This window comes from Mesoflavibacter zeaxanthinifaciens subsp. sabulilitoris (assembly GCF_014191595.1).
GTDB lineage: Bacteria > Bacteroidota > Bacteroidia > Flavobacteriales > Flavobacteriaceae > Mesoflavibacter > Mesoflavibacter zeaxanthinifaciens.
Map to the genome: position 1 here is coordinate 42,303 of NZ_JACHWV010000004.1, position 24,162 is coordinate 66,464.

Consider the following 24,162-nt stretch of genomic DNA (forward strand, 5'->3'; position numbering starts at 1 on the left):
TTACTCTACTGTTGTATTGTTAGCTATAGTTGAGTTATTCTCTATAACCTTAGTTTCGGTTTTATCTTGCTTTTCAATTTGAGCTGCTTGTTCTGTTTTTTTAGAACCTTCATCATCTCCTCCAGTTAACATTCCTCCAAAACTCATAAATCCAATTGCCATAAGACCAGTAATAATAAATGTAATTCCTAGTCCTCTTAAAGGAGCTGGTACGTTAGAATAACGAATCTTTTCACGGATTGCTGCGATAGCTAAAATTGCTAAGAACCAACCTATACCAGAAGCTATACCATAATTAAATGCTAAACCTATAGTTTCGATTTCTCTAGACTGCATAAATAAAGATCCTCCTAAAATTGCACAGTTTACTGCAATTAGCGGTAAAAATATACCTAGTGAGTTATATAATGAAGGAGAAAACTTTTCTACAACAATTTCTACTAATTGTACCATGGTTGCAATAGTTGCAATAAACATGATAAATGATAAGAAACTTAAATCATAACTAGCATATTCTTCTCCTAACCAAGATAATGCACCTGGTTGTAGTACATATTGATCTAAAAGCCAGTTTATAGGCACAGTAACTGCTAATACAAAGATTACTGCAGCACCTAATCCTACAGCTGTTGATACTTTTTTAGATACTGCAAGGTAAGAACACATCCCAAGGAATGTTGCAAATACCATGTTATCTATAAAGATTGATTTGAAAAATAATTCTATATGTTCCATATGTTATTTTTTGATGTCTTTTTGAAATATTTCAAAAAACGAGTCAATGTTTAGTCTTCTATTAAATCTTTGTTTCTGCTACGTTGTACCCAAATAATAATTCCTACAACAATTAATGCCATTGGCGATAATAACATAAATCCGTTATTTTCATATCCTATTGCATACAATCCTGATTTTTCGATTGGATCTCCTAAAACTTTAAATCCTAATAAAGTACCAGAACCTAATAGTTCTCTAAAAAAACCTACTATTATTAATATAACACCGTATCCTAATGCGTTACCTATTCCATCAAGGAAAGATTTCCACGGTCCATTACCTAAAGCAAATGCTTCAAAACGTCCCATAATGATACAGTTTGTAATAATTAAACCAACGAATACAGAAAGTGTTTTACTTAACTCGTAAGCAAAAGCTTTTAGTACTTGATCAACAATAATTACAAGAGCAGCTACAACAATAAGTTGTACTATAATTCTAATTTTTGAAGGTATGATATTTCTCATTAAAGAAATAACAACGTTACCAACTCCTAATACAAATAATACAGAAATTGCCATTACTATAGAAGCTTTAAGTTCTGCAGTAATTGCTAACGCAGAACAAATACCTAATACCTGTATAGTAATTGGGTTATTATCTGCTAATGGATCTGTAATTAATTTAGCGTCTTTTTTTGAAAGTAGTCCCATAATTAATTAGCTTGATTTTTTAATGTTTCAAAATAAGGCATGTATAACTTCAAGTCATTTTTAATCATAGCACTAACTCCATTACCTGTAATGGTAGCTCCTGCCAGAGCATCTACCTCATAATCTGTTTTATCTTCATTTTTAGGATCGTTATTTCCTTTTGCAACTGTTATACCTTTAAACACTCCATTATCTGTTAGTAAGTGTTCTCCATAAAAGTCATCCATAAAATAACGTTGTTTAATGTTTGCTCCTAAACCTGGTGTTTCTCCTTTATGGTCAAAATACACACCTTGAACAACCATATCTTTATCCATAGCAATATAGCCCCAAATAGCGTCCCAAAGTCCTTTACCATATATTGGTGCTACGTAAAATGTATTACCATCTTTTTCTCCAATAAATAAAGGTAAACGTCTTGTTTCTCCTGCTTTTGCTTTTGCTTGTTCTTTTTTAACATCGATTAAGTAAGCCTCGTCATTTTCTTTAATATCATTACCTTCTATTACAATTTGTTTAGTAATGTATTTTGAAAAAGCTTCGCTAACCTTATCTGTAGAAATAAATGCAACATCAGTTTCTCCATTGTCATTTACTCCCATAGCGTAAAGAATGTTTTGTTGTTTTTCCATTCTTTCGTTTTCTTTTATAGTAGGCTTTAAAGATGCTGCTGTAAAAGCTAATAAAGCACCAACTACAACTACCATTCCTATGGCAAATAATACGGTATATAAATTACTATCTGTTTTGTTTGACATGACTAAGCAGTTTTAACTTTTAAACGTTTCATTCTACGTTTTACATTTGCTTGTACAACGTAATGGTCAATTGTTGGTGCAAAAACATTCATTAAAAGAATAGCTAAGAAAACACCTTCTGGATAAGCTGGATTAAATACACGTATCATTATTGATAGGAAACCAATTAAAAACCCATATATCCATTTCCCTTTATTAGTTTGAGATGCTGTAACAGGATCTGTTGCCATGTAAACAGCACCAAACAAGATACTTCCAATAATTAAATGTTGCCAGAAAGGAACACTCATTAAGCCATAAAACTTACTAGTTTCTCCTATCCAACCTGCATCTACTACTCCATTAAAAATTAATCCCATAGATAAAGCTCCAATTATTGTAGATAGGATAATTCTCCAGCTTCCTATTTTAGTAAAGATTAAGAATAATGCTCCTACTATAATTAATAACTTAGAAGTTTCTCCTACTGAACCTGGAATAAAACCGTAGAACATGTCCATGTAGTCAATTCCGGCTAGACTACTGTTTTGAGCATAGGCACCTAATAGTGTTTCACCTGAAATAGCATCTGGTGTACCTGCTCTTTCAACTGCTCCGTGTACCCATACTTTATCTCCAGACATCCATGTTGGATAAGCAAAGAATAAGAATGCACGAATAGTTAATGCTGGGTTTAAGATATTCATTCCTGTACCACCAAAAACTTCTTTACCTATAACTACACCAAAAACAACTGCTACAGCTAACATCCATAATGGGATATCTACTGGAACAATTAATGGTACTAACATTCCTGTTACAAGGTAACCTTCTTCTACTTCGTGACCTTTAATTACTGCAAAAATAAATTCGACTAAAAGACCAACTCCGTAAGATACTATTACTAAAGGTAAAACTGTCCAAGCACCGATAACAAAATTATCCCATGTTAAGAAGTTTCCAAATAAAGAAGCTTCTCTTGTTATACCTGCAGCAGCATCGATAGCTGCATAGTGTTGGTAACCTGCGTTAAAAATACCGAAGATTAAACATGGTATTAATGCCATGATTACAGTATTCATTGTACGCTTTAAATCGTCTGCTGCCTTTACATGAGTTCCTCCATGAGTCGTTTCATTTGGCAGATATAAAAAAGTATGTATTGCATTAAATGCTGGCGCCATTTTGGTGCCCTTATACTTTTCTTTTAAATTGTGTAAGTTACTTTTTAAACCCATTATCCAATTTCTTTAAGCATTAAGTCTAATCCTTCTCTAATTATTTTTTGATGTGGTTGTTTTGACACACAAATAAATTCTGTTAATGCAAAATCCTCTGGTGCAACCTCATACATCCCTAAAGCTTCCATTTCATCTAAATCTTTATACATACAAGATTTTAAGATTTGTAATGGATAAATATCTAAAGGAAATACTTCTTCATAACTTCCTGTTACTACAAAAGCTCTATGCTCTCCGTTAGTATTTGTATCTAAGTTATATTTTTTGTTTGGCGATAACCAAGAAAAAGTTAAAGCTCTTGATGTAGATATCTTATTAAATACAGGCTTATTCCAACCAAAAAACTCGTAATCGTCTCCTTCAGGAATTACCGTAATTATGTTACTGTAGTAATCTAAATATCCGTCTGGTTTAACTTGCTTTCCTGTTAAGACATTTCCTGAAATAATACGGTCATTACCATCTTTATCAACACCATTATCATAAATCATAGTAGACACTTCACTTCCTATTTTAGTACGGAAATATCTTGGCTTTTTAACAGATGCTCCTGCTAGCGCGATAACACGTTCTGCATTAAACTTTCCTGTTAAAAGTAATTCTCCTATGATTACTAAATCTTGTGCATTTACTGTCCAAACAACTTCACCTTTATTAATCGGATCTATTTTGTTGATTTGTGTTCCTACATTACCAGATGGATGTGGACCAGACACTTTGTGTACTGTTACATTATTTAAGTTAGCTAATGGTGAGTTACCATTTTTACCAACAGAAACATGCACTGCTCCTTCTGTTAACTTACTTAAAGCAGTTACTGCAACTTGAAGTTCAGCTTCTTTACCTTGCAGTGTATAATCTAAATCTGCTGCTAATGGCGCACTTGCATAAGCCGAGATAAAGATAGACTTTGGCGTACCATTAGGCTTTGCTACAACATCGTAAGGACGTTGTTTGATAAAAGCCCAACAACCTGATTCTAATAACCTAGACTTTACTGCTTCTGCATTTGCAGACTGTACGTCTAACTTTCCAAAATCTTCGTAAGCTTGCTCTTTGTCTGCTTTAATTTTGATTGTTAAAATTCTTCTTTTAGCTCCACGTTCTATCTCAACGATTTCTCCAGAAACAGGAGAAACAAATTTTACACTTTCGTCGGATTTATCATAAAAAACAGTACTTCCTGCTTTTACTTTATCTCCTTCTCTAGCAACTAATTTTGGAGTAACTTGATGGAAATCTTCTGGTCTAATAGCGTAAAAGTTGCTTACTATGGCATTTTCAGTAGCCTTTTCTGCTTCTCCTTCTAACTTTATATCTAGACCTTTTTTAATCTTAATGTCGTTTGACATGTTATAAATCTATTAGTTAATAGTTATACTGATTGAGTTTTGAGGAATCAAAAATCCGTGCAAATTTAAGAATAAATACATAATTATATCATAAATAATCAAGAAAAACTTTAAGGCACAGATTTTGTTTATATTTGTTATATAAAATCTTCGTTAAATGCAACAAAAAATTAAACAACTTATATTGCTATTAATCTTTCCTTTATTTGGCTTTTCACAAGTTGAAGAAATTATTCCTCCTGACTATATTAAAACCATCTATTTTAATGGCGGAACTGCAGAAAGCCAACTTCCAATCATAAAACTAGGCGAATCCTTACAACTTGAATTTGATGCTCTTAATGGAAATGAAGATGACTATTATTACGAGATTAAACACTATAATTTTGACTGGACACCATCGCAATTAGTAGAATCTGAATACTTAGATGGCTTTGATGAACAACGCATAAGAAACTACCAAAACTCATTTAACACACTACAAACTTACTCGCATTACAAGTTAACTATACCTAATCAATACACGCAAGCCATTAAAGTTACAGGCAACTATATGATTACTATTTATGATGATTATGACGATATAATTTTCTCTAGAAAATTTATGGTTTATGAGCAATTAGCTGATGTTGGAGTTGCAATAAGACGATCTAGAAACGTTAAAGAAATAGACAAAAAACAATCTGTAGATATAACCATTAACTCTAGTCAAATTCAGTTTGTAAACCCAAAAGAAACTGTAAAAACTGTAGTTATTCAAAACAATAATTTAAAAACTGCCATCACCGATTTAAAACCTCAATACATTTTGGCAAACGAACTTACATACAGGTATAATGAAAAGTCTAGCTTTTATGGAGGTAACGAATTTTTCTTTTTCGAAAACAAAGAAATAAGAGCCGCAAGTAATGGCGTTCAATTTATTGATTTACAAGACTTATACCACTCATATTTATTTACAAACGTATCAAGAGCAAATCAAAAATACACATACAATCCTGACATTAACGGTAATTTTGTAATCACTGCTTTAGATGTTAATAATCCTGATGTAGAAGCAGATTATGCCGAAGTTCATTTTAGTCTTCAACACCCAAAATTAGAAGATGGTCAAGATATTTTTGTTTACGGAAATTTTAATAACTATGAACTTGAAGAAGCTACAAAAATGGAATATTTTGAAGAAGAAGGTATTTACACTACTTCTTTCTTGTTAAAACAAGGTTTTTACAACTACAAATACGTTATTTTAAACAAAGACAACACCATTGACCATGATAAAATAGGCGGAAGTTTTTGGCAAACAGAAAATAATTATAAAGTTATAGTTTATTATAGAGAACTTGGTGCTAGATATGATAAAGTAATTGGTTTAGGCGAAAAAAACTCGGTTGGAATCACCAATTAATCTTAAAATTATTCTAATAAACATTAAAAACAATCAACTTAACTGATAATTTGCTATTTTTGCAATAGCAGAAAACCAGTTAATATATTATGGTACAGCAAATTACTAAAGGCATAAAAATTTCGGTAGAAACAAATTTTGAAGGTACGTTTTACAAAAACTACAAACTTCATTTTGCTTTTGGTTATCAAGTAACTATTGAAAACCAAGGTAAAGATGCTGTTCAACTTAATTCAAGAAAATGGACAATTTACGATGCTTTAAACAACATTGAAGAAGTTGAAGGCGAAGGCGTAATTGGTCAAAAACCTGTAATTAAACCTGGCGAATCTCACACCTATTCTTCTGGTTGCTTATTAACATCTCCATTTGGAGCCATGTCAGGATTTTACAACATGGTTAATTTTGCAACTACCAAAAATTTTGAAGTAGCAATACCTAAATTCCACCTTAGCGCACCATTTGCTATTAATTAATTATTTTAAATAATACGCTTTCAAACAAACATTTACATAACCCATTAACTATTCCTAAAAACTTACTTTTACCCATAAAAAAATTGTACCTTTGTGTGACAAAATTTTTGAATTAAAAACACAACATTAAACTATGGGAAAAGGATTTTTTAACGTACCTATTGCTGTTAATGAACCAGTAAAAAGCTATGCTCCAGGCTCGCCAGAACGCGAAGCAGTTTTAAAAGCATACAAAGAAATGATTAACACGACTATTGATGTACCAATGTATATTAATGGTAAAGATGTTACTACAGGAAACACAAGAACAATGTCTCCTCCTCACGACCATAAACATGTTGTTGGAACCTACCATTTAGCTGAAAAAAAACATGTTGACGAAGCTATTGCAACTGCATTAGAAGCTAGAAAAACATGGGCTAACACACCTTGGGAACAACGTGCTGCTATATTTTTAAAAGCTGCAGAATTAATTGCTGGTCCATACCGTGCAAAAATTAATGCAGCAACCATGATTGCACAATCAAAAACAATACACCAAGCTGAAATTGATTCTGCTTGCGAGTTAATTGATTTTTTACGTTTTAACGTGCAATACATGACAGATATTTATCACGACCAACCAGAAAGCACAAGTGATGCTTGGAACCGTTTAGAATATCGTCCGTTAGAAGGATTCACATACGCAGTAACTCCATTTAACTTTACTGCAATTGCAGGAAACTTACCTTCTTGTATGGCTATGATGGGTAATGTTGTGGTTTGGAAACCAAGTGACTCACAAATCTACTCTGCTAAAGTTGTAATGGATGTATTTAAAGAAGCTGGTGTACCAGACGGTGTAATTAACGTTGTTTTTGGTGATCCAGTGATGATTACAGATACTGTTTTAGACAGTCCAGATTTTTCAGGATTACACTTTACAGGATCTACTTTCATCTTTAAAGAATTATGGAAAAAAATAGGTAACAACATTCACAACTACAAAACATACCCTAAAATTGTAGGTGAAACTGGAGGGAAAGATTTTATTGTTGCACATAAAACTGCAAACCCAAAACAAGTCGCTACTGCAATTGTTAGAGGCGCATTTGAGTTTCAAGGTCAAAAATGTAGCGCAGCTTCTAGAGCATACATCTCTGAAAGTATTTGGGACCAAGTTAAAGATTATGTAATTGAAGATGTAAAGTCATTTAAAATGGGCTCTCCAGAAGATATGAGCAACTTCTTTACTGCTGTAATACACGAAGGTTCTTTTGATAAATTAGCAAAGTATATCGACCAAGCTAAAGCTGATGATAATGTTGAAGTTATAGCTGGTGGAAATTACGATAAAAGTAAAGGTTATTTTATAGAGCCAACTGTACTTTTAACAACAGATCCAAAATATACAACAATGCAAGAAGAACTTTTTGGTCCTGTAATTACTATTTACGTGTTTAAAGATGATCAATTCTCTGAAACCTTAGAATTAGTAGATGGCACTAGCGAGTATGCTTTAACAGGAGCTATTTTAGCACAAGACAGATATGCTATTGTAGAAGCAACAAAAGCATTACAAAATTGTGCTGGTAACTTCTACATTAACGATAAACCAACTGGTGCTGTTGTAGGACAACAACCTTTTGGTGGTGCAAGATCATCTGGAACTAACGATAAAGCAGGAAGTGCTTTAAATTTATTACGTTGGGTATCACCAAGAATGATTAAAGAAACATTTGTAACACCAACAGATTACAGATATCCGTTTTTAGGTGAATAATCTATAAAGTATTCAATAAAAAAAACCGAAGCAAATAGCTTCGGTTTTTTTATTTTAAATTATGATGCGGTTATTTTTTCAATTCAAGTTTTTCTGCAAAGTAATCACAAAAATCTTTCATTGTTGCAGACATTTTTTCGTCTTGTGTTGCTCTATGAAATGTGTTACTCATAGCTACTAATGTTTGATGAAAAAATACTTTCATTTCATCTACAGGCATATCTTTTGTCCATAAATCTATTCTTAAAGATTCTTGCGCTTTACTATCCCAAACAGAAAGCATCATTGCTTTAGCTTCTGCATTTGTTATCCCGCCATCTTGTGCTGTCCAGTTTAATTTTTCTGGAACACGATTTTCATCTAATTCTACGTTTAATTTTATTTCTGATTTAATATTTGCCATTATTAATTTGGTTTATATTTTGCTTTATTAAAAATTGTTTGTGCTGGTGTATTTAACAACTGTACAAAATCTATGTCATTTTTTTCTGCATAAGACCTTACAATTTGCCAACCTATATATGTTCCTACACGACCAGGCGATTCGTTATCAATTTGCTCTAAATAAAATTTAGAAAAAGGAGCTGGATTAATAAACCTACCAGGTAATTTTGCATCTGTACTAAAAAGTAACTCTTTATCTACAAAGTAACGCCAGATGTACTCTTCATTAGATTTTACCCATTCTATTTGCTCTGGTGTGTATTTTATTTTTTCTGCATCAGTTTTAAACGGAATAATCATGTCTTTGAAATACAGTATCTTTCCGTGGTAAATCATTTCTTCTAACAAGTTTTTACGTTTGCCATCTAAAATCATTTTTTTAGCATAAGCTTCAGATAGGTCTGAAACTATATATTCTGACTCCATATTACTAGCTATATACTTTTGCATACCTTGATAAAACTCATGATCTTTTCCTAAATACGTATCCAATTCTATTAACGTAACAGTATCTGTTACAAAAACCCTATTTTGATATACCACTCTATCATTAAAGGTTATTATTCTTGGGACTTTAGTATCTGGGAAATAATATTTTAGATGTTGATACATTTTTTTTATTTCAACAGTCTCATCTTTAAAATCAGGAAAGACTTCTCTTGTTTTTTCAGCAATTAAAACATCTAAAGTATCTGTCATTCTGTTTAACCAAAACTCATCTTCATATTTATTAGAAAACATAAACGGGTATGCTTCTTTTAGTTTTGGAAAATCTTCTTTAGAAGTGTTAGAAAATGCTAAATCAAAACGTTCTACATCTAAATTCACATTAATTTTAGATATTTCTTCTTCTATTTTATTGTCGTCTTCACAAGAAAACAGACTAAAAAAAACAAAAACACAAAAAATGTAAACTCTCATAGACTTAAACTTCTCTTAATTTTTATTACTTAAAGCTTTACTTTACTTTTGTTAAACAAAGGTACTACACTTTAACTTAAATTCTTTTATTATGCAAACAGAAAAAGTTGTTAAACATATTGTAAACTGGTTAAAAGACTATGCAAATAACGCAAAAGTTAATGGTTTTGTTGTTGGTGTTTCTGGCGGAATCGATAGCGCAGTAACATCTACTTTGTGCGCAGAAACAGGCTTAAAAGTTTTATGCATAGAAATGCCTATACATCAAGCAGCTAGCCACGTAAATAGAGCACAAGAACACATTAAACAACTTAAAAATAGATATAGTAATGTTGACGATGTTAGAGTAGATTTAACCCCTGTTTTTGAAGAGTTTAAGACAGAAGTTTCTTTAGAAGGCAAACAAGATACGGTAGACATGGCGCTTGCCAACACAAGAGCAAGATTACGCATGACTACTTTATATTATCATGCTGGTTTATACGGATTACTTGTTGCTGGTACAGGTAATAAAGTTGAAGATTTTGGTGTTGGTTTTTACACAAAATACGGAGATGGCGGCGTAGATTTAAGTCCGATTGCCGATTTAATGAAGAGTCAGGTTTATAAAATTGGCGAATTTTTACACGTCCCTAAATCAATAATTGAGGCAGCACCAAGCGATGGTTTATTTGGTGACGCAAGAAGCGACGAAGACCAAATAGGCGCTAGCTATCCTGAATTAGAATGGGCTATGACCATGGATAGTAAAGGAAAACAGATTTCTGATTTTTCGGAAAGAGAAAAAGAAGTTTTTAAAATATATAAATCTTACAATACCAGAAACTTACACAAAATGAATCCTATACCTGTGTGTGAAATCCCTAACTTTTTGTTATAACACCTTAATTTTCTTTGTTTTTTTCTGTTTTTTACATAACTTTAGAATGCTATTAATTATTCTATAACCAGTCTATCTTACTTTTTGATAGATATAAAAAACTTACAACATGGTCAAATTATTGGTTGCAGACCAATATCCTATTATTACAAAAGGGATAGAATTGGTCTTTTCAGATTCTAGAGATGTAAAAATTGTTGCTACTGTAGCAGACGGAGAAGCTATCTTTGACGTTTTAAATGAATACTACGTAGACATTATAATGTGTGACATTGATTTACCTAAACTTAATGGGATAAGCGTTTTAAGACGTTTAAAAAAAGAACACCCTAACGTAAAAACAATTATTTTTTCTGGACAGCAAGAAGATGTTTATGCGATTAGCACTATTAAAGCTGGAGCAGATGGATTTATATCTAAAACAGAAGACTTATTAACCCTAAAAGATGCAATAATGAAAGTCCATTTAGGAGGCGTTTATTTGAGTCCTGCTTTATCTAAAAAAATTGCATCAAATAAATCTAAAAGTAGAGGAGGAAGTTATTTTAAAAAACTATCTACAAGAGAAGTAGAAGTTTTAAAACTTCTTTCTAATGGTAGACGAAACAAAGAAGTTGCTGAAGAATTAAACATAAACGAAAAAACGGTAAGTACTTATAAAGCAAGATTAATGAAAAAGTTAAACGTCTCTAATTTAATAGACTTGGTTAATCAAGCTAATAATTTAAACTTATAGAGGTTTACCTAAGCGTCTAGATAAAATGTTATCTAGTTTTTTATAATCCATTACATCTTCAATAATAGATCTATTTTGCACTGTTAAATCACTATCTGTTTGCTGCAACAAACTATTTATCTTTTTAGTTATTAAAAATGATCTTAAGTGCAAAATAGTTTGACTAACTAATTGTGACAAACTTATTGTTTTGTCCTTAGGAAAGATATTGTTTCTTTGCCAATCTGCTAGACTATATTTTTCGTCTTCCATCATAATAGAAGTGATCTCTTGTGAAAGCACAGGATCTATAGTGTTAATAAGGTTTTCTATTTTAAAATTAGGATCTTGGTTTAAACCATTTATGACTTCATAATAAATAGATTTAAATTTTGGATTTAAAAACTCCATTTCGTCTTCTTGAAGATCTAAGTAAATTTTTTCAAATACTTTAGCTTCTTGTATTACTGTTTCCTCTACTAAATCACCCTTTTCATTTTCTTTCAATATAGAATCTTCAAACTCTTCTGTTCTATCTCCATAAAGCAATAAAATTTCAATAATTTTTCTTTCTAATTCATATTGAACATCAACCTTTTTTATAGATTGCTCTGGTTTTATTACATCAAATGCTTTTTTTGCTGCGACATTTTGTTTTGAAGCTTCGTTTACTTCTTTATTTTGAAGTTGTGCTAAAGTTGTAAAAAGTACATCTTCACTTATATCCATAATACGAGCGCACTCTTGAATATAAACCTCGGTTTTTATTCTGTCTGGTATTTTTGAGATACTTGTAACAATGTCTCTAATGGTTTCTGCTTTTTTTATTGGATCTCCTTTTGCAGATTGGTACAAAACAGATGCTTTAAACTGAATAAAATCTTTAGCGTTTTCTTCTAAATAAGTTGTTAACTCTTCTAAGGTATTTGACTTAGCAAAACTATCTGGATCTTCGCCTTCTGGAAAGGTACAAACCTTAACATTCATACCTTGCTCTAAAATCAAATCTATACCACGTAATGACGCACGCATACCTGCAGCATCGCCGTCAAAAAGCACCGTAATATTTTTGGTTAGCCTATTAATTAATCTAATTTGATCACTTGTTAAAGCTGTACCAGAACTTGAAACTACGTTTTTTATTCCTGTTTGATAAAACTGAATAACGTCTGTATAACCTTCTACTAAATAACAATTATCTTCTTTTGCTATGCTTTGCTTAGCATGATAAATACCATAAAGCACTTTACTCTTATGGTAAATTTCACTTTCTGGACTATTTAGGTATTTGGCAGCTTTTTTATCGTTTGTTAAAATACGACCTCCAAAACCTAAAACACGACCACTCATGCTTTGTATAGGAAACATTACACGACCTTTAAATCGGTCAAATTGTTTGTTTTCTTTAACTATTGTAAGTCCTGTTTCTTCTAAAAACTCTAATTGATATCCTTGTTTTATAGCCTCATCTGTAAAAGCACTCCAATCGTCTAAAGAATAACCTAAATCAAACTTTTTTATAGTTTCTGATGTAAAACCACGTTCTTTAAAATAGCTTAATCCAATTGCTTTACCTTTATCTGTATTATGTAATATATTTTGAAAATATGTGTTTGCATATTCACTTACCAAATAAAGACTTTCTCTTTTATCTTGCGCTTCTTTTTGAGCGTTAGTTTGCTCTGTTTCTTCAATTTCAATATTGTATTTTTTTGCTAAATACTTTATTGCTTCAGGATAAGTAAAATGCTCATGCTCCATTAAAAAAGCTACTACATTTCCTCCTTTACCTGTACTAAAATCCTTCCAGATTTGCTTTACTGGAGATACCATAAAACTTGGTGTACGCTCGTCTGAAAACGGACTTAAACCTTTAAAGTTACTACCAGCTTTTTTAAGCTGAACGAAGTCACCAATAACCTCTTCTAGTCTGGCGGTTTCATATACTTGATCTATGGTAGTTTTTGATATCAAAAGATGTATGTTTTTTTAATGCTTATTTAGACTGTAAAAGTAATAATATTTTACTTCTTCTTTTTGTAACAAAACAATCTAAACAAAAAAAAGCCTCTTAAAATTTTAAGAGGCTTTAATACTAACATATTAGACTTAATCCAAATCTACTCTAATACCTAATGAAATATTGTTTTGATCTACAGTTGCGTCTTTAAAAATTGTAGACAAGTCATATTTAGCATATAAACTTAAATCTCCATAACCTATATAAGCCGCTAAACCATAAACAAAAGTATTAGTATTGTAGCTTGTTTTTATTTTCTGTTTTACACGATCACCAAACTCATCTTCGTAAACTAGCTTTTGTTGTGTCCCTAAATTAACACCGCCATAACCACCTATACCTATTTTAAAATGATCATCTGTAAAATATCTAATACGGTCTTTATATTCTTTTTTAGTTGATGGTCCAAACTCAAAAAACACAGGTATTACAAGATTTGTAGTTCTAAACTTTGCTTTTTTTAGGTCGTTAGGAAAAACCTGCAGAGTAGTTTCTTCTGTTCCTTTTTCAAAATACAAATTGTCTTTTATATCAAATTTATTCCACTGAAAAGACAACCCGTATTTAAATCTTAAAAAATTAGATTCTTTAAAAACTCGTGTATTCCATAACCAACCAAGTTCTACAAATCCTGATCCTCCTAATTTGTATGGAGAATCATCTAAAGCAACTCCATCTATAATTGCGTTATTAAAACCCATTGCAAAAAGCAATTGATTACCAGTTCTTATATCATATTTTGGAGGTGATTTTTTAGCTTTAACTTCTACTATTTCTTTTTGTCCATCTCCTATATTAATAGAAAACACTGTTGACTTTTTATCTGGATCTGGTAGATCGTTATTGCGCTCCATTAATTCGAACTTATTTTCTAAAATAATGTAACGATTCTCTATGTTTTTAGCATGTTTTTCTGCAGCTTCTTTTTTAAGCTTTTCTGCTTCTTCAAAAGTAATATCTTCTCTATCTAAACGGTCATTAATATTATCTACTTCTTCTTTTAAAGTTTCAAGTTCGGCTTTTTTAATACGTTCTTTATAATCTTCGATCATTTTAGAAACGTCTTGTTTTGCAACTGTTAATGTGTCTTGTGCTTGCAGTTGACTAACTACAAATATTGAAATTAATAGCGTTAAGTGTTTAATAATGTTTTGCATAATTGTTCGTGTTAATTTTGTTAGATGAAATATTAATTATCGCTACTTACTACTGTGCTTTTTACGGTTTCATAACCTGATTTTACGACATGAAACAGTCTGTGTTTTAATGACTTTTCTGAAGTCATCTCTACTTCTTCCAATAGATCGTTAGCGTTTATTTTTTCTGTTACGTTTTTATAATCATCTACAGAAAATTGATTCATTGCATTTTCTAAAAGCTGGTTAGCTTCGTCTAAATTTATTTGTTCTTCAGATACTTCTGCAACTATATTTTCTGATATTTGACTACTTAAGTGATTGTTATTTTCTTCTTTATTTTTATGGCTAACCGTTGCTAAATATTGCTCTGGTTTTTTCTTTTTATTAGTTACTAATGTTTTAGGTGTTTCTGTTTTTAATTTAGAGTTTTCACTTTCTTCATTAACATTTACTAATGGTTTATTTTCTAAATTTTCTTCAATTATATCTTCAATTTTATTCTTTGTAATTGTAGGCTGTTCTTTGCTTTGTTGGTTTTTTTCTTGATTAACAATAGTGTTTTCTGGCAATACTTCAGCTTTGTTAAACAAAGTAATGGCTAACATTACACCTACTAAAGTTGCAGCTACACCTAACCACCAAACAGACAATTTTCTTTTTTTATCAGACTGTTCTATTTTATTATTTAACTGCGCCCAAGCGTCTTTACTTGGCGCTATGGTACGGCGTTCTAAAACGTCTTTAGCTTTCTTTTCAAATTTATTTGGAGCCATACTCTTTGGTATTTTGGTTATTAATTTGGGTTTGCAACAATTGTCGTGCTTTATACAATTGTGATTTTGATGTGCCTTCTGAAATGTTTAATTCTTTTGCAATTTCTGAGTGTTTATAACCTTCTATTGCATACATAACAAAAACCATTTTATAGCCATCAGGTAAATTATCTATCATTTTTTGCAAATATGCCACATCATATTGTTGTGATGTACTATCTTCTATCTCGGTATAAGGATGCGTATCTTCTGTAAAAAACAGTTGCTTGTCTTGACGTAAGAAAGAGATACTTTCTCTTATCATAATGCGTCTTATCCATCCTTCAAAACTTCCTTCACTTTTAAATTGTTTAAGATTGTTAAACACTTTTAAAAAACCGTTAAGCATGACTTCTTCTGCCTTTTGAAGGTCTTTTATATAATAACGACAAACGCTTAACATTTTTGGCGCATGCATCTCGTATAGCGTATGCTGCGCTTTTCTGTTATGCTGAATTGCTTTTTTTATCAGCTTTGCTTCGTTATTAAAAAGTGTTACTACTTTCACAAAAACGTGTTTAGTTGGACGTTGTATTTATAAAGACGCAAAAACTGTGAAAAAGGTTGCCTGAAGTTGAAAAAAATTATTTTTTTCTTTCTATCACGTAATTTACCATCAGTTTTAATGATGCTTTATAGTCTGATTCTGGGAAAGTTTCAAGGATGTTTAGGGCTTCTTTTTGAAAAGATTTCATTTTAGAAACAGCATAATCTAGTCCACCATTTTCTTTTACAAATTCTATAACCTGATTAACTCTTTTTTTATCCTTGTTATGATTTTTTACTGAATTGATTAACCAGTTTTTATCTTTTTTAGAGCAAGTATTAAGCACATAAATAAGTGGTAAGGTCATTTTTTGCTCTTTAATATCTATACCTATAGGTTTACCAATACTTTTGGAACCGTAGTCGAACAAATCGTCTTTTATTTGAAAAGCCATTCCTATTAACTCTCCAAATTTACGCATAGTTTCTACTTCTACAGAATTAGGTTTTACAGAAGCAGCGCCCAAACTACAACAAGCAGCGATTAAAGTTGCTGTTTTCTGTCGGATGATTTCGTAATAGACTTCTTCGGTAATATCTAATTTTCTAGCTTTTTCAATTTGAAGTAATTCGCCTTCACTCATTTCTCTTACGGCAACCGAAATTATTTTTAGCAAATCAAAATCGTTATTATCTATAGAAAGTAATAACCCTTTTGATAATAAAAAGTCTCCTATTAAAACTGCTATTTTGTTTTTCCAAAGTGCATTGATCGAGAAAAAACCACGACGTTTATTACTATCATCAACAACATCATCATGTACTAAAGTTGCTGTATGGATTAGTTCTATAACAGATGCACCACGATAGGTACGTTCGCTAACCTCTCCGTTTGCTACCATTTTTGCAACTAAAAACACAAACATTGGTCGCATTTGTTTTCCTTTTCTATTTACAATGTAATAGGTAATACGGTTAAGTAATGCGACTTTAGAAGACATTGACAACCTAAATTTTTGTTCGAAAAGATCCATTTCAAACGCTATAGGTTGTTTTATTTGTTCGGTTATTTTCAAAAAACAGTGCTTATTTTATGAATTTCAAAAATACGAATAAAGTAAGACACAATATTATTAATATTTTTTAATTTTTTGTAATCGAGCTCTTTAATAGATTTTTTTGTTTAACTTTAAGTTAATTTATTAATCAACAACTAATTAGCTTATGAAAAATTTTACTTTACTTTTATTATCCCTTATTTTTTCGATTGGTGCTTATAGCCAATGCACCACTATTACAGGTGAAAATTATGGAAACTTGGTTATGGTCAATGATGGTACAGCAGAACAAATTGCTGCAGATAATTGGCCAAACGCAGAATATTCTGCTATTGAAGGCTTAATTATAGGTAACACCTATACTGTTACAGGAACAAATACTACTAGCATATATATTACTGTTGCAGAAATCGACTGGCAAAATCCTGCTGTAGGAGGTACAGTATTAGCACATGGTGCTTCTTCTGTATCGTTTACTGCTACTACTACAGACGTCATAATTCATTGGCATTTAAATGCAGCTTGTCAAACCCAAGCTTTTGACGCAACAGTAACTACAATACAATGTACAAGTCCTTCTTGTACCTGCACCGCTACAATGATGCCTGATGCTGCAAATATTACTTATCCTGCTAATGGTGCTATCGATGTACCAATTGATATGACAGATCCAGCAAATCCAGTTATAAACGGTTTTGCTTGGACAGATAATGGCGCTGCTACTACGTATGACTTAAATCTATTAACTGTAGGAACTGTTACTGGCGTTACAAGTCCTGTTAACATAACTTATGGTTCTTGGGCTTATGGTACGACCTATACATGGAATATTACTTCTACTAATTGTTTAGGAACAGTAACTAGTGTTGATTACACTTTTACAACCGAAGCAGACCCTTTATCTACAGCTGAATTTAACATTAAACCATTTAGTATTTATCCTAATCCGACATCAGACTTCATAAAAATTAAAACAGATGTAACTATAAATTCTGTTGAAGTATTTAATCAATTAGGACAAAAAGTATTATCATTAAATAATGATCAAATAATAGACAACTCCATAAATGTAAAAGAGTTTAATAACGGTATTTATTTTATGACTATTACCGCTGAAGAAAGGAAAGAAACTTTTAAATTTATAAAAGAATAATTACATTTAATTATATTTAAAAAGCGATTTCAAAACAATTGAAATCGCTTTTTTTATTTACTCTTATTAGCTAATTGACCACAAGCAGCATCAATATCTTTACCTCTACTTCGCCTAACTGTTACCGTTATATTATTAGCTTCTAATATATTTTGATACATATCTATAGCTTCTGTGTTTGCTTGCTGAAACTCGCCATCATCAATTGGATTATATTCGATTAAGTTAACTTTACTTGGTGCAAATTTGCAAAACTTAACTAATGCATCTACATCTTTACGTTTATCGTTTATGCCTTTCCAGACGACATATTCGTAGGTTATTCTATTTTTTGTTTTAGCATACCAATACTCTAAAGCCTCTCTTAAATCTGATAAAGGAAATGTTGCGTTAAATGGCATTATTGATGTTCTTACCTCATCTATTGCAGAGTGTAATGACACTGCTAATTTAAATTTAACCTCATCGTCTGCCATTTTTTTAATCATTTTTGGTACACCTGATGTAGAAACTACAATGCGCTTTGGAGACATACCTAAACCTTCTGGCGATGTAATTTTATCTATTGCCTTTAATACGTTGTTATAATTCATTAATGGTTCTCCCATACCCATAAAAACGATATTACTTAAAGGTCTATCATAGTATAATCTACTTTCTCTATCAATAGCTACTACTTGATCATAAATTTCGTCTGGATTAAGATTACGCATACGTTTTAAACGTGCTGTAGCGCAAAACTTACAATCTAAACTACAACCTACTTGACTAGAAACACATGCTGTTGTACGTGTACTGGTTGGTATTAAAACCGACTCGACCACCAAACCATCATGTAGTTTTACAGCATTTTTTACTGTACCATCACTACTACGCTGTAAAGTATCTACTTGTATATGATTAATTACAAAGTTATCTTCTAGCATTTGACGTGTTTCTTTTGAGATATTGGTCATATCTTCAAAAGTATGAACGCTTTTACTCCATAACCATTCATATACTTGATTACCTCTAAAGGCTTTGTCACCTTGAGACACAAAAAAATCTCTTAATTGGTCTTTGGTTAATGCACGTATGTCTTTTTTCTTTATTTCCATAGATTTTGCAAAGCTACAAATTATGATTTATCCTTTGTGTAAGTGATTGATTTATTTAATGTAATAGTCTTTGGCTGGCGCATTAGCGGTTAAGGCTTTGTTGAAGCTCTTTTTGTGTTGTTGCGTATATGCAACACAAAAAAGCGACTGCCGAAAACGCGACCCTTTTGGGTAATGCCATAAAAAAACCTCTTCTTATTGACATAAAAAGAGGTTAATTTATATTTGTTTTTCTTTTACAAGATTAACATGGCATCACCATAACTGTAAAACTTGTATTTTTCTTTAACAGCTTCTTCGTAAGCATGCTTAACAAAATCGTGTCCTGCAAATGCAGAAATCATCATTAATAATGTTGATTTTGGTGTATGGAAGTTTGTAATCATTGAATTAGCAATACTAAAATCGTATGGTGGGAAAATAAATTTATTTGTCCAACCTTCTATCTCATTTAACGTACCACTTGAAGACACCGAGCTTTCTATAGCACGCATTGCTGTTGTACCAACTGCGCATACACGACGTTTTTCTGCTTTTGCGTTATTGATTATTTTTACTGCTTCTGGTCCTATTTTTAGCTCTTCGCTATCCATTTTATGTTTAGAAAGATCTTCTACCTCTACTGGGTTAAATGTACCTAAACCAACGTGTAATGTTACTTCTGCAAAGTCTACACCTTTAATTTCTAAACGCTTTAATAAATGTTTTGAGAAGTGTAATCCTGCTGTTGGTGCTGCTACTGCGCCTTCTTCTTTTGCAAAAATGGTTTGGTAACGCTCTTCATCTTCTGGCTCTACTTCTCTTTTAATGTATTTTGGTAATGGTGTTTCTCCTAACTCATTTAATTTTCTACGAAACTCTTGGTAAGATCCATCGTAAAGAAAACGTAGTGTACGACCACGAGATGTTGTGTTATCTATTACCTCTGCAACCAAAGACTCGTCATCTCCAAAATACAATTTATTACCAATACGAATCTTACGCGCTGGATCTACTAATACATCCCAAAGACGTTGTTCTTCATTTAATTCTCTTAATAAAAATACTTCTATACGTGCTCCTGTTTTTTCTTTGTTACCAAATAAACGTGCAGGAAACACTTTGGTATTATTAAGAATCATCACGTCTTTTTCATCAAAATAATCGATTAAGTCTTTAAACATTCTATGTTCGATTTTTTGAGTATCTCTGTGCAATACCATTAAACGAGACTCGTCTCTATTTTCTGCTGGATATTCTGCTAAAAGTTCTTCTGGTAAGTCAAAGTTAAAATGTGATAATTTCATCTAGTTGCTTTATTTTATTTACAAGTTGCAAATATACAATCTGAAACTAGGCGTTGTCAAGTAAATGAGCAATTATTATTTAAAACCTAGCAATAACAAGGGTTTACAGAGCTATATTAAAACCTAAAGTTTTTAAATCTTCCCAATATGTTGGATATGACTTAGAAACGACTTTATAATCTTTAATTATAATATCTGTTTTTAATGCCAATGGTGCAAATGCCATAGCCATTCTGTGGTCATTATAGGTGTCTATTTCGACATTATTTAAAATTGAATTTGACGCTTCTAGAGTTAAGCTATCATTAGTTATAGACACATTACCTCCAAGTTTTTCTATTTCGGTTTTTAAAGCAACTAATCTATCTGTTTCCTTTATTTTTAAAGTGTGCAAACCTGTTAAATAACAAGACAAGCCTAATCCAAATGCTGTTACTGCAATAGTTTGAGCTATATCTGGTGCTTCTTGCAAGTTTAACTCTTTAATTGATTTTGCTTCGGAAGTTTTAGAAATTGTTACGGAGTTATTATTAAACTCAGTCGAAACTCCAAATGTTTTATAAATCTGTGCTAAAACAGAATCGCCTTGCAAACTTTCCTTTTTATAAGATGAAATAGTAACATTAGCACCTATATCTGAAAGTGCTATAATACTATAAAAATAGGATGCAGAAGACCAATCGGACTCTACTACCAAATTTTTATTTTCTTTTATATTTAGTAATCGCTTTACTGTAATTACATTATCTTTAAAAGAAGATTCTACGCCTATTTGTGACAATAAATTAAGCGTCATTTTTATATATGGAATAGATGTTATTGTTCCTTCTAAAGTTAACTTTAGTCCGTTTTCTAATTTAGGAGCAATTAACAATAATGCAGAAATATATTGACTACTAACATTGGCTTTTAAAGTAACTTTATTGCCTGTTAGTTGTTTACCTTTTATCATTAATGGAGGAAAACCTTCGTTTTCTTTATATGAAATATCTGCACCAATTTGTCTTAAAGCATCAACTAATATGGCTATTGGTCGCTCTTTCATACGTTTAGATCCAGTTAATTCTACTTCTCTATTTTTTTGAGTAGAATAGAATGCTGTTAAAAAACGCATTGCTGTACCAGCATGATGTATATCTATAATTCTATCTGATGATTTTAATGCCTTTTGCATTAATTGACTATCGTCTGAATTTGACAGGTTTGCAATATCAATACTTGGATATAACGCTTGTAAAAGCAACAGTCTGTTTGACTCACTTTTAGAGCCTGTTATAGCTATCTTTTTATTGCTTGTTATGGTAGATTTATGGAGTTGTAAATTCATCTATCTATGATTTACTTTAATTTTTGATTGTTATGGTGTCTGTCGTGATCGCGTTTTGTTTTTAAGTCTAACTTTTTATCAAAAGCATCTTGTAGGTCTACTCCTGTTTGGTTTGCTAAACATAAAACTACAAACATAACGTCTGCTAACTCTTCACCTAAATCTTTATTTTTATCGCTTTCTTTTTCGCTTTGCTCTCCGTAACGTCTTGCAATAATACGTGCAACTTCACCTACTTCTTCTGTAAGTTGCGCCATATTAGTAAGCTCGTTAAAATATCTTACTCCATGGTTTTTAATCCAATTATCTACTTCTTGCTGTGCGTTTTTGATATTCATTACTAATTACCTTTGAAATGTTGATTAAACACTTCAAAGATAATTATTGTATTTTCAAAAGCTATAATACTTTTAAAATATGATTAGAATGTTTGAATAAATTTTTGTTTAAGCTTTTTTAAGAACAATTTTTTCTGACTCTTTGTCTTTTAAAAACTGATAGAATTTTTTAAAATCTAAATATTGATCTGGAGTAATTAAAGTTTGATTTATCTCTGTATCTACCATAATCTGAATTTTATTACCTACCTGTTTTGCTATGTAAGTAAAGCTTGCTGCATTAGCATTAAACTTAACTGATGCACTTTCTGGTAAAGCATCTACCACATAACCTTCTGGTAGGTTAATATTTACGATATATTTACTTGATAACGGTGCTACAAAATCTATAGGATAATTTCTTTGTTCTTGTACAAATGGATTTTCTTCTGAGATTAAAAATGCTAAAGGAGACAAATAGATCATACCTGCAATTTCTTCTGCTGCGCCTTCATAAGTAAAATCATAATCATAGGTTATTGGCTTGTATGTATTATCTAAATCTTTATGATTAATCTCATTAATTATTAACCCTGAATTATCATTTTCTAAATCTTGAATTATAGATTCTTTTGCTTTACCTCTATTATCATCCCTATAATTAAAAGCATAATAATCGGTTAGTCTTTTTCTTAGTTTACCTGTTTCGGTTAAATCTTCATTTAGATCTAAGTTTAATGAAATTATTTCTTTAGATGTTTTTTTTGGAGACAATTGTACCCAATCTGAAGTATTGTCTTCTCTTACAATTCTACCTAACCAATTAATAGCTCTTGTAGGAAGAATATTTATGTTTGCGTTTTTTTGTGTAGCGTCTAAATAGATTAAACCATGTTCTTTTTCTACTGCACAGACTACATAGTTAAATCCACTTCTTGTTGGAAAAAGAGGTACACCATTATCTCTTGTACTTATTAATACAGGATTTGCTTTTATTCCTGCTTTTTTAAGCATTGATACCAAAATAAGGTTTATCTCTGCAACATTACCTACTCCTTCTTTGTAAGCTTTTTTTACACCGTCATTGGTTTTATATCCTATAAAGTCATTCCATTTTACCTTAGATTTTACTAAGTCGAATATTGCAAGAATCTTTTCGTCATCACTATTAGTTTCTTTAAGTACTTTTGCTAAATCTTCTTCGTAGTAACTTGATTTTTCTATTTGCTCTCCAAAGCTTTCGCTTTTATTTATATCTTTTGTGATTTTGTCCCAAGTGGTAGAATATGATGTAACTTTTCCGTTTGGAGCTCTATAAAAAGCATACTCTAATGCTAATTTACCTCTATAATTATCTAAATTATCAACATACGGTTCATCTTTTAAAGAAGCTACATTATCCATATTGATATTGATGATGTTTTCATCAAACTCTAATCCTTGAGATTTAGCATCAAATTGCTCTCTTCTTACTTTTTTTGTTTCTGATAGTTCTGGTTGAATTTTTGCTTTAAGATTTGGGTATTTATTGTAGTTAAAATACTCTGGTATTGCTATTCTACTTTCTATTTTATTTATTGGAATATCATATTGTACAATAATGTCATCTATACTCATAAATGGAGTTTTAAGAATATACTCAAACTCTATTACACAACCTTCTTCTATACTTGGCATTGTAAAAGATTTGGTTGCCCAAAATTCATTGTTTTCGTTTTCAAAAATATTTTCTTTTCTAAGTTTTATTTTTTCTACTTTTCCATTTTTTAAAACATAAGTATAGCCTTTAATTCCTATAACTCTCTCTCTTGTTGAGGCATCTTCATTGTATAGTTTCAACTTTTTAGTTGCATAATCGTAACCTTCTTTATTGTAAATTTTAATCCTTTCGTGTACTTTTCTTGTTTGCTCGAAGCCTTCTATTGTACTAAAATCAAAAGCAATCTCTTCACTTTTATATAATACTGCTGCATTTGCTTCTGGCTCTAAAGGATGTTGTTTTTCTTCAACCTCTTCTTTACTAACTTTTCCGAATTTAAAATTTTGTGCTTTTGTTGTTACTGTAGATATTAACAGTAAAATAATAATTATTCTTCCCATT

23 protein-coding genes are annotated in these 24,162 nt (G+C 31.2%); 6 read left to right on the plus strand and 17 right to left on the minus strand.

The features are described from left to right. The 5 genes from nqrE to FHS04_RS06780 are packed head-to-tail and all read right to left on the minus strand — an operon-like array spanning position 1 to position 4,760. Positions 1 to 735, minus strand: a complete 735-nt coding sequence (gene nqrE, locus FHS04_RS06760; RefSeq protein ID WP_027881109.1) for an NADH:ubiquinone reductase (Na(+)-transporting) subunit E — start codon at positions 733 to 735, stop codon at positions 1 to 3. 50 nt (positions 736 to 785) lie between these two features. Beyond that, positions 786 to 1,430: an NADH:ubiquinone reductase (Na(+)-transporting) subunit D gene (locus FHS04_RS06765; protein ID WP_027881108.1), complete on the minus strand. Its 645-nt coding sequence runs from the start codon at positions 1,428 to 1,430 to the stop codon at positions 786 to 788. Between the two features lie 2 nt (positions 1,431 to 1,432). After that, on the minus strand, positions 1,433 to 2,188 hold the full coding sequence (locus FHS04_RS06770; RefSeq protein ID WP_106680146.1) for a Na(+)-translocating NADH-quinone reductase subunit C: 756 nt from the start codon (positions 2,186 to 2,188) through the stop codon (positions 1,433 to 1,435). Positions 2,189 to 2,190: 2 nt separating this feature from the next. Further along, the gene (locus FHS04_RS06775; protein WP_106680144.1) at positions 2,191 to 3,405 is read right to left on the minus strand and encodes an NADH:ubiquinone reductase (Na(+)-transporting) subunit B; all 1,215 of its coding nucleotides are present in this window, start codon (positions 3,403 to 3,405) and stop codon (positions 2,191 to 2,193) included. Beyond that, positions 3,405 to 4,760: a Na(+)-translocating NADH-quinone reductase subunit A gene (locus FHS04_RS06780; RefSeq protein WP_106680142.1), complete on the minus strand. Its 1,356-nt coding sequence runs from the start codon at positions 4,758 to 4,760 to the stop codon at positions 3,405 to 3,407. The genes FHS04_RS06775 and FHS04_RS06780 overlap by 1 nt, the downstream gene beginning before the upstream one ends. Positions 4,761 to 4,917: 157 nt before the next feature. Between FHS04_RS06780 and FHS04_RS06785 the strand changes: the two genes are divergently transcribed. The 3 genes from FHS04_RS06785 (at position 4,918) to pruA (ending at position 8,406) form a co-directional block, all read left to right on the plus strand. Further along, positions 4,918 to 6,168 carry a type IX secretion system plug protein gene (locus FHS04_RS06785; protein ID WP_106680140.1) on the plus strand — a complete coding sequence of 417 codons (1,251 nt, stop codon included), beginning with the start codon at positions 4,918 to 4,920 and terminating at the stop codon, positions 6,166 to 6,168. An 89-nt stretch (positions 6,169 to 6,257) separates the two neighbouring features. Beyond that, the gene (apaG, locus tag FHS04_RS06790; protein ID WP_027881103.1) at positions 6,258 to 6,644 is read left to right on the plus strand and encodes a Co2+/Mg2+ efflux protein ApaG; all 387 of its coding nucleotides are present in this window, start codon (positions 6,258 to 6,260) and stop codon (positions 6,642 to 6,644) included. Between the two features lie 133 nt (positions 6,645 to 6,777). Beyond that, on the plus strand, positions 6,778 to 8,406 hold the full coding sequence (pruA, locus tag FHS04_RS06795) for an L-glutamate gamma-semialdehyde dehydrogenase (RefSeq protein ID WP_106680138.1): 1,629 nt from the start codon (positions 6,778 to 6,780) through the stop codon (positions 8,404 to 8,406). Positions 8,407 to 8,476: 70 nt separating this feature from the next. Here the strand turns inward: pruA and gldC are convergent, their stop codons facing one another. Together gldC and gldB are read right to left on the minus strand one after the other, a co-directional pair. Then, the gene (gene gldC, locus FHS04_RS06800) at positions 8,477 to 8,809 is read right to left on the minus strand and encodes a gliding motility protein GldC (RefSeq protein ID WP_027881101.1); all 333 of its coding nucleotides are present in this window, start codon (positions 8,807 to 8,809) and stop codon (positions 8,477 to 8,479) included. Positions 8,810 to 8,811: 2 nt separating this feature from the next. Then, complete coding sequence (gldB, locus tag FHS04_RS06805) at positions 8,812 to 9,771, minus strand: gliding motility lipoprotein GldB (protein ID WP_106680136.1); 960 nt, start codon at positions 9,769 to 9,771, stop codon at positions 8,812 to 8,814. Between the two features lie 91 nt (positions 9,772 to 9,862). On the opposite strand from gldB, the gene nadE reads away from it, so the two are divergent. Both nadE and FHS04_RS06815 read left to right on the plus strand, forming a co-directional pair. Beyond that, complete coding sequence (gene nadE / locus FHS04_RS06810; RefSeq protein ID WP_106680134.1) at positions 9,863 to 10,651, plus strand: NAD(+) synthase; 789 nt, start codon at positions 9,863 to 9,865, stop codon at positions 10,649 to 10,651. A gap of 109 nt (positions 10,652 to 10,760) precedes the next feature. After that, a complete protein-coding gene (locus FHS04_RS06815; RefSeq protein ID WP_027881098.1) occupies positions 10,761 to 11,387 on the plus strand; it encodes a response regulator in 627 nt (208 codons plus the stop codon). Here the strand turns inward: FHS04_RS06815 and dnaG are convergent. The 5 genes from dnaG to FHS04_RS06840 all read right to left on the minus strand — a co-directional run bounded on the left by dnaG (position 11,382) and on the right by FHS04_RS06840 (position 16,899). Then, on the minus strand, positions 11,382 to 13,340 hold the full coding sequence (dnaG, locus tag FHS04_RS06820; protein ID WP_106680132.1) for a DNA primase: 1,959 nt from the start codon (positions 13,338 to 13,340) through the stop codon (positions 11,382 to 11,384). The two genes, FHS04_RS06815 and dnaG, sit on opposite strands and share 6 nt — an antisense overlap. Before the next feature lie 135 nt (positions 13,341 to 13,475). Then, positions 13,476 to 14,543: a porin family protein gene (locus FHS04_RS06825; RefSeq protein ID WP_106680130.1), complete on the minus strand. Its 1,068-nt coding sequence runs from the start codon at positions 14,541 to 14,543 to the stop codon at positions 13,476 to 13,478. Positions 14,544 to 14,575: 32 nt separating this feature from the next. After that, entirely contained in the window at positions 14,576 to 15,298 is a 723-nt protein-coding gene (locus tag FHS04_RS06830) for a hypothetical protein (protein WP_106680128.1), read from the minus strand. Further along, a complete protein-coding gene (locus FHS04_RS06835) occupies positions 15,285 to 15,845 on the minus strand; it encodes an RNA polymerase sigma factor (protein ID WP_106680126.1) in 561 nt (186 codons plus the stop codon). The genes FHS04_RS06830 and FHS04_RS06835 overlap by 14 nt, the downstream gene beginning before the upstream one ends. Before the next feature lie 76 nt (positions 15,846 to 15,921). Further along, positions 15,922 to 16,899 carry a polyprenyl synthetase family protein gene (locus tag FHS04_RS06840; RefSeq protein WP_027881093.1) on the minus strand — a complete coding sequence of 326 codons (978 nt, stop codon included), beginning with the start codon at positions 16,897 to 16,899 and terminating at the stop codon, positions 15,922 to 15,924. A gap of 148 nt (positions 16,900 to 17,047) precedes the next feature. Here FHS04_RS06840 and FHS04_RS06845 point away from each other — a divergent pair, with 148 nt between their 5' ends. Further along, a complete protein-coding gene (locus FHS04_RS06845; protein WP_106680124.1) occupies positions 17,048 to 18,034 on the plus strand; it encodes a T9SS type A sorting domain-containing protein in 987 nt (328 codons plus the stop codon). A 53-nt stretch (positions 18,035 to 18,087) separates the two neighbouring features. Here FHS04_RS06845 and rlmN read toward each other — a convergent pair whose 3' ends face one another. From rlmN to FHS04_RS06870, 5 genes are all read right to left on the minus strand, one after another. Further along, positions 18,088 to 19,131, minus strand: a complete 1,044-nt coding sequence (gene rlmN / locus FHS04_RS06850; protein ID WP_106680123.1) for a 23S rRNA (adenine(2503)-C(2))-methyltransferase RlmN — start codon at positions 19,129 to 19,131, stop codon at positions 18,088 to 18,090. 236 nt (positions 19,132 to 19,367) lie between these two features. After that, on the minus strand, positions 19,368 to 20,417 hold the full coding sequence (queA, locus tag FHS04_RS06855; protein ID WP_106680121.1) for a tRNA preQ1(34) S-adenosylmethionine ribosyltransferase-isomerase QueA: 1,050 nt from the start codon (positions 20,415 to 20,417) through the stop codon (positions 19,368 to 19,370). Between the two features lie 103 nt (positions 20,418 to 20,520). Continuing rightward, positions 20,521 to 21,744 carry a 3-phosphoshikimate 1-carboxyvinyltransferase gene (gene aroA / locus FHS04_RS06860; RefSeq protein WP_106680119.1) on the minus strand — a complete coding sequence of 408 codons (1,224 nt, stop codon included), beginning with the start codon at positions 21,742 to 21,744 and terminating at the stop codon, positions 20,521 to 20,523. A gap of 11 nt (positions 21,745 to 21,755) precedes the next feature. Further along, positions 21,756 to 22,082 (minus strand): nucleotide pyrophosphohydrolase, encoded by a 327-nt coding sequence (locus FHS04_RS06865; RefSeq protein ID WP_027881088.1) that lies wholly within the window; start codon positions 22,080 to 22,082, stop codon positions 21,756 to 21,758. A 108-nt stretch (positions 22,083 to 22,190) separates the two neighbouring features. Continuing rightward, positions 22,191 to 24,161, minus strand: a complete 1,971-nt coding sequence (locus FHS04_RS06870) for a DUF3857 domain-containing protein (protein WP_106680116.1) — start codon at positions 24,159 to 24,161, stop codon at positions 22,191 to 22,193. Position 24,162: the final 1 nt, after the last annotated feature.